The 12,079-nt window shown below is 68.2% G+C and carries 12 protein-coding genes; 7 read left to right on the forward strand and 5 right to left on the reverse strand.

The annotated features are described in order from the left end of the window. The first annotated feature begins 67 nt into the window (after window positions 1-67). Window positions 68-793: a Spy/CpxP family protein refolding chaperone gene (locus J2852_RS05575; protein ID WP_209872223.1), complete on the forward strand. Its 726-nt coding sequence runs from the start codon at window positions 68-70 to the stop codon at window positions 791-793. A gap of 10 nt (window positions 794-803) precedes the next feature. Next, the gene (locus J2852_RS05580; RefSeq protein ID WP_209872226.1) at window positions 804-1,094 is read left to right on the forward strand and encodes a DUF2933 domain-containing protein; all 291 of its coding nucleotides are present in this window, start codon (window positions 804-806) and stop codon (window positions 1,092-1,094) included. Window positions 1,095-1,110: 16 nt separating this feature from the next. Here J2852_RS05580 and J2852_RS32300 read toward each other — a convergent pair whose 3' ends face one another. Continuing rightward, a complete protein-coding gene (locus J2852_RS32300; RefSeq protein WP_246499328.1) occupies window positions 1,111-1,272 on the reverse strand; it encodes a hypothetical protein in 162 nt (53 codons plus the stop codon). A gap of 206 nt (window positions 1,273-1,478) precedes the next feature. On the opposite strand from J2852_RS32300, the gene J2852_RS32305 reads away from it, so the two are divergent. The 4 genes from J2852_RS32305 to J2852_RS05600 all read left to right on the forward strand — a co-directional run bounded on the left by J2852_RS32305 (window position 1,479) and on the right by J2852_RS05600 (window position 5,557). Beyond that, a complete protein-coding gene (locus J2852_RS32305; RefSeq protein WP_425514356.1) occupies window positions 1,479-1,769 on the forward strand; it encodes a methyltransferase family protein in 291 nt (96 codons plus the stop codon). A gap of 241 nt (window positions 1,770-2,010) precedes the next feature. Then, on the forward strand, window positions 2,011-2,880 hold the full coding sequence (locus J2852_RS05590) for a WD40/YVTN/BNR-like repeat-containing protein (RefSeq protein ID WP_209872229.1): 870 nt from the start codon (window positions 2,011-2,013) through the stop codon (window positions 2,878-2,880). 28 nt (window positions 2,881-2,908) lie between these two features. Further along, window positions 2,909-3,049: a hypothetical protein gene (locus tag J2852_RS05595; RefSeq protein ID WP_209872232.1), complete on the forward strand. Its 141-nt coding sequence runs from the start codon at window positions 2,909-2,911 to the stop codon at window positions 3,047-3,049. 231 nt (window positions 3,050-3,280) lie between these two features. Further along, window positions 3,281-5,557, forward strand: coding sequence for a heavy metal translocating P-type ATPase (locus J2852_RS05600; RefSeq protein WP_246499329.1), 2,277 nt, complete (start codon window positions 3,281-3,283; stop codon window positions 5,555-5,557). Between the two features lie 415 nt (window positions 5,558-5,972). Here the strand turns inward: J2852_RS05600 and J2852_RS05605 are convergent, their stop codons facing one another. Both J2852_RS05605 and J2852_RS05610 read right to left on the reverse strand, forming a co-directional pair. Further along, window positions 5,973-6,935 carry a threonine ammonia-lyase gene (locus tag J2852_RS05605; protein WP_209872238.1) on the reverse strand — a complete coding sequence of 321 codons (963 nt, stop codon included), beginning with the start codon at window positions 6,933-6,935 and terminating at the stop codon, window positions 5,973-5,975. Between the two features lie 410 nt (window positions 6,936-7,345). Next, window positions 7,346-8,191, reverse strand: a complete 846-nt coding sequence (locus tag J2852_RS05610) for an AAA family ATPase (RefSeq protein ID WP_209873296.1) — start codon at window positions 8,189-8,191, stop codon at window positions 7,346-7,348. 115 nt (window positions 8,192-8,306) lie between these two features. On the opposite strand from J2852_RS05610, the gene J2852_RS05615 reads away from it, so the two are divergent. Beyond that, window positions 8,307-8,684, forward strand: a complete 378-nt coding sequence (locus tag J2852_RS05615) for an Mpo1-like protein (protein ID WP_209872241.1) — start codon at window positions 8,307-8,309, stop codon at window positions 8,682-8,684. Here the strand turns inward: J2852_RS05615 and J2852_RS05620 are convergent. Both J2852_RS05620 and alaS read right to left on the reverse strand, forming a co-directional pair. Next, window positions 8,647-9,063, reverse strand: a complete 417-nt coding sequence (locus J2852_RS05620; protein ID WP_209872244.1) for a bacteriohemerythrin — start codon at window positions 9,061-9,063, stop codon at window positions 8,647-8,649. The genes J2852_RS05615 and J2852_RS05620 overlap by 38 nt on opposite strands. Before the next feature lie 113 nt (window positions 9,064-9,176). Next, on the reverse strand, window positions 9,177-11,846 hold the full coding sequence (alaS, locus tag J2852_RS05625) for an alanine--tRNA ligase (RefSeq protein WP_209872247.1): 2,670 nt from the start codon (window positions 11,844-11,846) through the stop codon (window positions 9,177-9,179). Window positions 11,847-12,079: the final 233 nt, after the last annotated feature.

Genomic DNA, 12,079 nt, shown 5'->3' on the forward strand with positions numbered 1-12,079 from the left:
GTCCCCGGCGCTCCCGCGTGGAGTTCGTCCGGGATGGCTCGAACCAGATGATCAGACGGAGGACGCCATGTCGTCTCTCACCCGCACGACACTCCCGGCTTTTGCGCTCGCCGCCATGATGTCGGTGGCCCAGGCCCAGACCACCACCGATCAGGACCACAACGCTCACCATCCTGGTGGCACCGCACCGACGACGCAGGCCCAGCCCGCTCCGGCGCCCGCGCCTCAGGCTCAGCCCAGCAAACCCGGCGCGCCGATGATCGGCCAAGGCATGGGCAGCGGCGCCATCGTCCAGTCCGGCACCCAGGCGCAGAGCGGTCAGCCCGACATGATGATGACCATGGACCAGATGCGCTCGATGATGGGCAGCATGATGGGCCAGCAGGACGGGCAGTCCGGGATGATGGGCCCCGGCATGATGTCCATGATGCGTCCGATGATGATGGGCCAGCAGGGCGCCATGGGCCTGCCCTTCGAGCACGTCGAGGGCCGGATCGCATTCCTGAAGGCCGAACTCAAGATCACCGACGCCCAGGCGCCGCAGTGGAACGCCTTCGCCGATACCCTGCGGGCGAACGCCAAGGCCCATCAGGCCATGCACGAGCAGATGACCAAGGGCGGCCTGCCGTCCGCGTGGCCCGACCGCCTGACGCTTCAGCAGAAGGCGTTGTCCACCCGTCTCGAAGCCCTGAAGGCCCTCGAGACGGCCGCCAAGCCCCTCTACGCCGTGCTGACCGATGAGCAGAAGACGCTCGCCGACCGGCTGCTCACCGGCCCCATGGGCATGATGTGAGGAGGCGGCCATGACGCACCACGAACACACCCATCGCACCCCCGAGCCGCAGAATCATACGCCCTGGTACCGGACCTGGACCGGCTTGGCCGGACTCGGCGCGGCCGCGCTGGCGGCCGTTTACCTGTCGCTCTTCCATGTCGACCATGTGCGCGACGCGCTTCCGCTTCTCGTCCTGCTCCTGTGCCCGCTGATGCACCTGTTCATGCACGGCGGGCACGGACATGGTGGTCACGGACATGGCGGGCACGGTGGCGGGGGCAATGATGCCGATCGCCCGACCAAGGGAGGCTCGCCATGACGCACGAAGCCTCGGCCTATGGCCTGTGGGTGCTGGTCGCCCTCAACTCGGCCATCTTCATCATCTTCGCCTTCAGCTTCGGCAAGCCGCAGTCGCCGCGGGACTGGCGCTCCTTCGGGGCGTTCAGCGCCTTCATCGTGGCGCTGTTCACCGAGATGTACGGCTTCCCGCTGACCATCTACCTGCTTTCGGGCTGGCTTCAGACCCGCTACCCGGGCCTCGACCTGCTGTCGCACGACGCCGGGCACCTCTGGTCGACCATCGTCGGCCTGGAGGGCAACCCGCACTTCAACGTTCTGCACATCCTCAGCAACGTGCTGATCCTGGCGGGCTTCGTCCTGCTCGCGGCGGCCTGGAAGGTGCTCCACGCCGCCCAGAAGCAGCATCGGCTCGCCACGACGGGGGGTCTACGCCCACGTCCGGCACCCGCAGTACATCGCCTTCCTCGGCATCCTGTTCGGCTTCCTGCTCCAGTGGCCGACCATCCTGACACTGGCGATGTTCCCGCTGCTGGTCCTCATGTACGTGCGCTTGGCGCGATCCGAGGAGCGGGACGCTCTCCGGGCGTTCGGGACCGAGTACGAACGCTACGCCACCATCACCCCCGCCTGGGTCCCCCGGTTCGGACGGCACAACGTCCCCGGACCGAGGCACGGCGGGGCGGCCGGTGCGTGAGACCAGGACCGGGGCGGCCTGCGGTGGTCGCGGCTGTCCGGCCGCCGTTGCGGCGTGACACCGTCCAGCGGCCCTGGCGGCGGGCCCCGGAGATCACGCGCCTGGAGGCCGAAGGGCCGTGGCATGCCCGCCCCGGCCCGCTTCGCGAGACCCACGCCGGCCCATCAAGGTCGGGCCCACGGAGATTGAGAAGGGCAGCGGAGGTTTTCCTCGCGCCGCCCCGCAGACAAGGAGACGCGCGATGAGCGCCAAGAAGACACTGATGCTGATGGCCGCAACCGCCATGGTGGTCAGCTCTATGGTCGCCGGTCCGGCCCGCGCAGCGGAAACCCTGGCGCTGTCCGAGGTATCGCACCTGCACGGGATCGCGGTCGACCCAACCGACCCGTCGCAACTGTATCTGGCCTCGCACCGCGGCGTGTGGCGGACCAACCCGGACGGCACGGCCACGCGGCTTTCGGACAACCGGAACGACTTCATGGGATTCACGCCGAACCCGGCGCAGCCCGGCGCCTTCTTCGCCAGCGGCCATCCGGAGGCGGGCGGGAACCTCGGCGTCCTCGTCTCGACCGACGGCGCCAAGACCTGGAAGGCGATTTCGGCAGGGGTCAACGGGCCCGTGGACTTCCACGCGATGGACGTCAGCCCGGCCGACCCGACGGTGCTGTACGGACAGTACGGCAGCGTCCAGGTCAGCCGCGACGCCGGGAAGACCTGGGAGGTCACCGGCAAGCCGCCCGCCGGCCTGTTCGACCTGGCGGCCTCCGCCAAGGCCCCGAACACCGTCTATGCCGCCACACGGAACGGGCTGATGATCAGCCGCGACGCGGGCAAGTCCTGGCAGGCGGCGCACATCGTGCAGCGTCCGGCGACCATGGTCGCCACCACCCGGGACGGCGTCGCCTACGCCTTCCAGGTCGGGATGGGGTTGTTGAAGACCACCGAGCCGAGCTTGGCCTGGCAGGCGGTCAGCAACGGCTTCGGCGACGCCGTTCTGCTGCACCTTGCGGTCGACCCGACCAACCCGGAGCGGCTCTACGCCGTGACCGACAAGAGCGCCATCCTGGCCAGCCAGGACGGCGGCAAGACCTGGAAGCCATTCCGGTCGTGATGTGCCGGGGGATGTGGTGATGAAGGTGATGACGACTGGCGTTGGCTTGGCGCTGGGTGCGTCGATCGCGGTGGCTGGCGTCGTCCTGTTCGCCGGCCCCAAGACGGGCGCCGATCCAACCGACACGATGCAGGTCGCCGGGACCGGGCGGTCTACACAACGCGCTTGACCTTCCAGTGATTGGAAGGTGAAGCCTTGGTTTCACGGATGCCATCGCACACCGGTGCCGGGAGGCGCGAACGAACGCGGGGGCACCGACGCCGGGCATGCGAAGGGAGAGGCGAGCATGAATGACCAGCACCGCAGCCACGCACACCATCATGACCACCACGGTCAAGATGGGCATGACCACCATGCCGAACACGGCGACCATGCCACGGTAAAGGACCCCGTGTGCGGGATGATGGTCGATCCCGAGCGGACCGAGCACCACGCCGAGCACGGCGGCCAGACCTTCCACTTCTGCTCGGCGCGCTGTCACGATAAGTTCGTTGCGGCCCCCGAACAGCACCTGAAGCCGGAGGCCAAGCCCGCCGCGCCCGAGAAGGCCGCGCAGGCATCGCCGCAGAAGGGCGTGATCTACACCTGCCCGATGCACCCGGAAATCCGCCAGGAGGGGCCGGGTAACTGCCCGATCTGCGGCATGGCCCTCGAACCGGTCGGCGCCACCCTCGAAGAGGGTCCCAACCCGGAGTTGGTCGACATGACACGGCGGTTCTGGATCGGCACTGCCCTGACGGTGCCGCTCGTGCTGCTGGAGCTGGGCGCCCACCTTCCGGGCCTCGGGCTCCACAGCCTGATCTCCCCGCAGGCCTCCCTTTGGCTCCAAGTCCTGCTAGCCACGCCGGTGGTCCTGTGGGCGGGGTGGCCGTTGCTGGAGCGGGGCTGGCGGTCGTTCGTGAATCGCAGCCTGAACATGTTCTCGCTGATCGCCTTGGGCGTCGGCGTCGCCTACCTGTTCAGCCTCGTCGCGACCGTCCTGCCCGGTCTCTTCCCCGCGGGCTTCCGCAATGCCGAGGGACTGGTTGCGGTCTACTACGAGGCCGCCGCGGTCATCACGGTGTTGGTGCTGCTCGGGCAAGTGCTTGAGCTGCGGGCCCGCGAGCAGACCGGCGGCGCCATCCGCGCGCTGCTGAACCTCGCGCCGAAGACGGCGCGCCGTATCCGGGAGAACGGCGAGGACGAGGAGGTGACGCTCGACGCCGTGCACGTCGGTGACCGCTTGCGCATCCGCCCCGGCGACGGCGTGCCGGTGGACGGCGAGGTGCTCGAGGGCCGCAGCGCCGTGGACGAGTCCATGGTGACCGGTGAATCCATGCCGGTCGGCAAGGAACCCGGTTCCAAGGTGATCGGCGGAACGGTGAACCAGACCGGTGCCTTGGTGATGCGCGCCGAGAAGGTTGGGTCCGACACCATGCTGTCGCGCATCGTGACCATGGTGGCCGAGGCCCAGCGCAGCCGCGCGCCCATCCAGCGCATGGCCGACGTGGTGTCCGGTTACTTCGTCCCGGCCGTCATCGTCATCGCGCTCCTGTCGTTCGCGGCATGGATGATTTGGGGACCGTCTCCGGCCTTCTCATACGCGCTGATCGCGGCCGTCTCGGTGCTCATCATCGCCTGTCCGTGTGCGCTGGGGCTGGCGACGCCCATGTCGATCATGGTCGGCGTCGGCAAGGGAGCGACGACCGGCGTTCTGATCAAGGACGCGGCCTCCCTGGAACGGTTCGAAAAGGTGGACACGCTGGTCGTCGACAAGACCGGCACGCTGACCGAGGGCAAGCCGCGGGTGACCGCCGTGGTTGCGGCGCCGGGTGTCGACGAAGGGGAACTTCTGGCCTTGGCGGCGAGCCTGGAGCGGTCGAGCGAGCACCCGCTGGCCGCCGCCATCGTCGCCGCCGCCACGGAGCGGGGGCTGCCGCTGCGGGACGTCGCCGACTTCGACTCGGTAACCGGCAAAGGCGTGCTCGGCGGGGTAGGCAGCCATCTGATCGCGCTGGGCAACGCCGCGATGATGCGGGAGCAAGGCGTCGCCCTGGGCGACCTGGAGGCGCGCGCCGATGAACTACGGCGTGACGGCGCCACCGCCTTGTTCGCCGCGGTGGACGGCCAGGCCGGGGGCGTCATTGCGGTCGCCGACCCTATCAAGGCGAGCACGCCGCAGGCGTTGGAGACGCTCCGGGCCGATGGGGTGCGGATCGTCATGCTGACCGGCGATAACCGGACCACGGCGGAAGCGGTGGCGCGGCGGCTCGGCATCGACGAGGTCGCGGCCGAGGTGCTGCCCGAGGACAAGAACCAAGTGGTCAAGCGGCTGAAGGCGCAGGGCCGGGTGGTGGCGATGGCCGGGGATGGCGTGAACGACGCCCCGGCCCTGGCCGAGGCGGACATCGGCGTGGCCATGGGCACCGGAACGGAGGTGGCGATCCAAAGCGCCGGAGTGACGCTGGTGAAGGGCGACTTGGCGGGCATCGCGCGGGCGCGCACGCTGAGCCGGGCAACGATGCGCAACATTCGGCAAAACCTGTTCCTGGCCTTCGTCTACAACGCGCTCGGCGTGCCGGTCGCGGCGGGCGTCTTCTACCCGCTGTTCGGCTGGACCCTGTCGCCGATCATCGCCGCCGCGGCGATGGCCTTGAGTTCGGTTTCGGTGATCGGCAACGCGTTGCGTCTGCGGTGAGCGCAGCTGTGAGCCGGCGAAAGCCAGGAACGCCTGCGTGTCCCGCGATGATATCCATCGGAAACTCTGCCGCCGCCGCTTAGTGCCCCTAACAAGAGGTGCGGATCGCCATTGAGGAGGGCATGGCCGCCTCTCTTCTTCCCGACCGCCTGTGGTCGATCATCAAACCGTTGCTCCTCCGGAGAAGCCCAAGGGGAACCGCGGCCGTCCACCGGTGGGCAACCGTGAGGCGCTCACCGGCATTCTGTTCGTGCTGAAGGCCGGCCTTCCTTGGAAGCCCCCGCCCGTGGAGATGGTCTGTGGCTCGGGGACGAGCACCGCGCCGACAGCCATCAGGCCTTCTCAACCTTGGCCTGCGCCATCATTGCCTTCAAACAGATCCAGCGTTTCTGTTAGGCGCTCACCCCAACACCGCTCACGAGGCCATGACCTTCGTCAAGGTCTCCGGATCGACGTTGCGGCCGGACAGGACGGCGACGGTGCGGCCGTGGGCCGGGACCTTGCCGACGAGGAGAGCGGCCACGGCGGCGGCACCCGCCCCTTCCGCCACGACACCGAAGGATGCGTGCAAGGCGCGCATGGCGGCGGCGACCTCGCCTTCCTCGACCTCCACCAGGGCATCCACGAGGGTGGGAAGGACGGCTTGGGGAAGCTTGCCCAGGGCGTCCACGGCAATGCCGTCGGCCAGGGTCGGACCACATCGTCGGGCGAGGCGCACGCCGACGACGGTGATGGAGGGCTTCAGGGCCTTGGCTGCCGCGGCCATGCCGGCGAGCAGCCCGCCGCCGCCAACGGGCACGACGAGCATTTCGGCGTCGGGGCGGTCGGCCAGGACTTCCAGGCCGACGGTGCCCTGCCCCGCGATCACGTCAGGGTCGTCGTAGGGATGGACGAAGGTCAGGCGGCGCTCGGCGGCCAGTTCCAGGGCGCGGGCCTTGGCCTCCCCCACGCTGGACCCGGAGAGGACGACTTCCGCGCCGAGGGCCGATGTGCGCTCCACCTTGCAGCGGGGGGCGGTCACCGGCATGACGATGGTGGTGGGTATGCCGAGCCGGCGGGCGTGCAGGGCCAGACCGGCGGCGTGATTGCCGGCGGACATGGCGACGACTCCGTTCGCCCGCTCCGGCCGGGATAGGCGCAGCAGGCGGTTCAGCGCGCCGCGCTCCTTGAAGGCGCCGGTCGTCTGAAAGGTCTCGGCCTTCAGCCACACGTCGCGGCCGAGAAAGGGCGCGGGGAGAAGCGGCGTGCGGACGACATGGCCGCGCAGGCGCTCCGCCGCGTCGTCTATCGCGGACAGAGGGAGCCAGGGCGGAAGGCGGTCTTCGGGTTCGATGTGGAGACAAGACGGACGCAGGGCTTCGGCGTGCGCGGGCAGCATCGCGGGGACTCCTCGGGCGGAGGGAGGAAACGAACGGGTGCGGGAAAAGGCAGCGTGACCCGGTCCGCGTCAGCGGACCGGGCGGCTAATTCGCGCAAAGCCCGGCATTCGCTCCGCCAGCCGCCCTGGAAGCCGATGCCCAATGGGGGCATGGGCGACGGCCGTCCTGGAGAAGGGACGGGTGAGGAGATCGTTGCTGTGAGAAACCGGATTGCGGGTTCCGGAAGACCCAAGGTGCAGCGTCACGCCACACACTCCACACCGTGATTCGAAGACGAACGGACCTGTCTCCGGCGCTTTTCAGAGCGCCGGGGCGGTAATTCGCATTCGGATCAGTCGGGTGGTCGTCAGCATGGACGGCATCGTGACGCAGGTGGGCGGTGGAGGTCAAGCCCCGTCGTGGCAGGGTCTTACCGCCCTTCCCTCTTTGCGAGGAAAGCCAGGCGTTCCAGCAGGTGCACGTCCTGCTCGTTCTTTAGCAGCGCGCCGCACAGCGGCGGGATCAGGGTGCGGGCGTCCTTGGCGCGCAGCGTCTCGGGGTCCACGTCCTCGACCATCAGCAGCTTGATCCAGTCCAGCAGTTCGGAGGTCGAAGGCTTCTTCTTCAGGCCGGGCACCTCGCGCAGGCTGTAGAAGAGAGTCATCGCCTCGCGCAGCAGGGCCGGCTTCAGACCGGGATAGTGGACGTCCACGATCCGCTCCATGGTGTCGCGGTCGGGGAAACGGATGTAGTGGAAGAAGCAGCGGCGCAGGAAGGCGTCCGGCAGTTCCTTCTCGTTGTTGGAGGTGATGATGACGATGGGACGCTGGGCCGCCTTGATGGTCTGGCGCGTCTCGTAGACGTGGAATTCCATTCGGTCGAGTTCGAGGAGGAGATCGTTCGGGAACTCGATGTCGGCCTTGTCGATCTCGTCAATCAGCAGGACCGGGGCGTTCGGCGTCTCGAACGCCTCCCACAGCTTGCCGCGCACGATGTAGTTGGAAATGTCGTGCACGCGCTCCTCGCCCAGCTGGCTGTCGCGCAGGCGGCTGACCGCGTCGTATTCGTAGAGGCCCTGCTGCGCCTTGGTGGTGGACTTGATGTGCCACTGGAGCAGCGGCTTGTTCAGGGCGCGGGCGACCTCCTGGGCCAGGACGGTCTTGCCGGTGCCGGGCTCCCCCTTCACCAGAAGCGGGCGTTGCAGCGTGATGGCGGCGTTGACGGCGACCATCAGATCTTCGGTGGCGACGTAGGAGTCGGTGCCGGTGAAGCGCATGCCTGTCGTTTCCGGTTGGTGGGACATCGGTGCCCGCATCCTTCCAGCATGGCGGGCGCTGTGCAAGACGGAACCGGCGACGGGCGCCCGGCGTTCCCGGAAACAGGAGGTCGTCATGGCCAACACCAAGCAAACCGATCCGAATTTCTGGCCCGGCTATCTGGAGCAGCACCGGCATCCGGTGAACCGGGCTCTGCACGTCACGGGCACGCTGGCGGCGACGGCGCTGCTGGTTGTGGGGGTGGCGCGGCGGGACCGGCGGGCGCTGCTGGCCGCACCGCTGGTGGGGTACGGGATGGCGTGGCTGGGCCACTTGTTGGTGGAGGGGAACCGGCCGAAGACGCTGGACGCGCCGCTGGCGTCCCTGGCCGCGGACTACCGCATGCTGGGGCTGGCGCTGACCGGACGGCTGGGGCGGGAGTTCCGGGAGTACGGGATACCGGACCGGCCCACCCTCAATGTGCGGGGTGATTCCCCACGATATAGGGCGTGAGCTTAGTGTCCACCATGACGATGTGGTGCACCAGCCAGTCGGCGGTGAAGTCGTAGATACGCTCGGCCGCCTGCTTGGTCGGATGCTGCATGAACTCCGCGCTGATGTCGTGCAGCGCCTTCTTGGCGGTGTCGTGCAGCTTCTTGTGGTCTTCGTAGCCCGGATAATCGACGGCGAGCATCAGCTTTTCCTCGCGGTCGAAATGGGTCTTTGTGTACTCGAACAGATGCAGCAGAGTCCTGGCGACCAGCTTTGGGTCGTAGCGGGCGTGGTTGATCGCCAAATCCAAGTCGTTCAGGTGGCGGATCAGCTGTTTGTGGTCTTCATCGATCCGCTCGACCCCGACGCTCATCCTGGTGCGCCAGATGATGTGCGGCATGGCACGCTCCGTGGCCGGGCATTTCCCCCATCGTCAGGGTACGTATCCCGGCCACGGACGTTCAAGCGGTTGCGGCCGCAAACGGTTGCGACACGACGAAGCAGCCGAACGGCTTAAGACGCGGCCTTCGCGGCGATGGCCTTTTCGATGGCCTCCACCGCCGTCGGGGCGAGAGAGGCATCCGGACCGCCGGCCTGGGCCATGTCGGGACGGCCACCGCCGCCCTTGCCGCCCAGAGCCTCCGCGCCCACGCGGACCAGATCGACGGCGCTGAGCTTAGCGGTCAGATCGTCGGTGACACCGACAACGATGGAGGCCTTGCCCTCGTTCGAGGCGATCAGGACGACCACGCCGGTGCCAACCTGCTTCTTCAGCTCGTCGGCCATCGGCTTCAGGTCCTTGGCCGGCAGGCCGTCCACCACGCGGGCGGCGAACTTCACCCCGGCGATGTCCTTGGTCTCGCCACCGCCGTCCGCCTTGGCGCCGCCACCCATGGCGACCTGACGACGCAGCTCGGCCAGCTCGCGCTCCATCTTTTTGCGCTCCTCGACGAGGGAGGCCACGCGGGCCGGAACCTCCTCGGGGCGGACCTTGAGGGCGGAGGCCGCCTCGGTCAGCAGATGGTCGCGCTCCGACAGCCACGCCTTGGCGCCGGTGCCGGTCAGCGCCTCGATGCGGCGGACGCCAGCCGCGACCGCGCCCTCGGCGACGATCTTGAACAGGCCGATGTCGCCGGTGCGGCGGACGTGCGTGCCGCCGCACAGCTCCACCGAGTAGTCACGGTCGATCTCGCCGTGCGGGCCGCCCATGGAGACGACGCGGACCTCGTCGCCGTACTTCTCGCCGAACAGGGCCATGGCGCCGGCGGCCTTGGCCTCGTCCGGGGACATCAGGCGGGTAATGACCTCGCTGTTGGCGAGGATGCGGCGGTTCACCTCGTCCTCGACGGCCGCGATGTCGTCCTGCGACAGACCGGTCGGCTGGCTGATGTCGAAGCGCAGACGCTCGGGTGCGACCAGCGAGCCCTTCTGCGTGACGTGCTCGCCCAGGCGGTGGCGCAGGGCCTCATGCAGCAGGTGGGTGGCCGAGTGGTTGGCGCGGATGGCCGAGCGGCGCTCCGTGTCCACGCGCAGTTCCACCACGTCGCCGACCTTCAGCGTGCCCTTGGTGATCGTGCCGACGTGCGCCCAGACGGCGCCGAGCTTCTTCTGGGTGTCGGAGACGGCGAATTCGGCGCCGGTGGCCGAGAAGATGACTCCCTGGTCACCGACCTGACCGCCGGATTCGCCGTAGAAGGGGGTCTGGTTGACGATGACGAGAACCTCATCGCCCAGCGACGCCTGATCGACGCGGGCGTCGCCCTTGACGATGGCGGTCACCTTGCCTTCAGCGACTTCGGTGTCGTAGCCGAAGAATTCCGTGGCGCCCAGTTCGTCCTTCAGCTCGTACCAGAGCTTCTCGGTCGTCGCCTCGCCCGAGCCGGCCCAGGACTCGCGGGCCTTGCGGCGCTGCTCGTCCATGGCCGCCTTGAAGCCGTCCTCGTCCACCGGACGGCCCTGGGTGCGCAGCACGTCCTGGGTCAGGTCGAGCGGGAAGCCGTAGGTGTCGTAGAGCTTGAAGGCCACGTCGCCCGGCAGGGGCTGGCCCTCGCCCAGACGGCCGACCTCGTCCTCCAGCAGGCGCAGGCCGCGCTCCAGCGTCTGCTTGAAGCGGGTCTCCTCCAGCTTCAGCGTCTCGACGATCAGGGCGCGGGCGCGGTTCAGTTCGGGGTAGGCGTCGCCCATCTGCTGGACCAGCGCCGGGACGAGGCGGTGCATCAGCGGGTCGCGCGCGCCGATCATGTGGGCGTGGCGCATGGCGCGGCGCATGATGCGGCGGAGCACGTAGCCGCGCCCCTCGTTCGACGGCAGCACGCCGTCGGCGATCAGGAAGGAGCAGGAGCGCAGGTGGTCGGCGATGACCCGGTGCGAGACGGCGTGCGCGCCGTCCGGCGCGGTCTTCGTGGCCTCGGCCGACGCGACGATCAGCGCGCGCATCAGGTCGATGTCATAGTTGTCGTGCTTGCCCTGGAGGACGGCGGCGAGGCGCTCAAGGCCCATGCCGGTGTCAATGGAGGGCTTCGGCAGCGCGATCAGGTCGTCCGGCCCACGCTGCTCATACTGCATGAACACGAGGTTCCAGATCTCGATGAAGCGGTCGCCGTCCTGGTCGGGCGAGCCCGGAGGACCGCCGGCGATGTGCGGGCCGTGGTCGAAGAAGATCTCCGAGCATGGACCGCAGGGGCCGGTGTCGCCCATGCGCCAGAAATTGTCGTCGGTCGGGATGCGGATAATCTTGTCGTCCGACAGGCCGGCGACCTTGCGCCAGATGCCCGCCGCTTCCTCATCCGAGGTGTGGACGGTAACCAGCAGCTTGTCCGCCGGAAGCCCGAACTCCTTCGTGACGAGGTTCCAGGCGAACGCGATGGCGTCGTCCTTGAAGTAGTCGCCGAACGAGAAGTTGCCCAGCATCTCGAAGAAGGTGTGGTGGCGCGCGGTGTAGCCGACGTTGTCCAGGTCGTTGTGCTTGCCGCCCGCGCGCACGCACTTCTGCGAGGTGACCGCGCGCTTGTAGGGCCGCTGCTCCGCCCCCGTAAAGACGTTCTTGAACTGCACCATGCCGGCGTTCGTGAACATCAGGGTCGGGTCGTTGCGCGGAACCAGCGGCGACGAGTCCACGACCTGATGGCCATTCTTGGCGAAATAGTCCAGGAACGTGCGGCGGATGTCGTTGGCGGTCTGCATAGGGCGGGTCCAGGCTCCGGAAACTCGTCAGCACGGCCTTCGCGCGGCCGAACCGTGCTTTTAGCGTGACTTGGTGTGGCTGTCCACAGAACGCCAGCGGTGCGGGGTTTGGCGGCTTTTCCGCAGGGGCCGCGCGGCGGATGAAACGCCGTGCGACGCTAGAAACGGGGCGACCATCACGGGCTGAGCGGCGACTTCGTTCTTAAGTACAAATTCGACCAAAGAACTATATT

The organism is Azospirillum soli (genome assembly GCF_017876165.1).
GTDB classification, from domain to species: Bacteria; Pseudomonadota; Alphaproteobacteria; order Azospirillales; family Azospirillaceae; genus Azospirillum; species Azospirillum soli.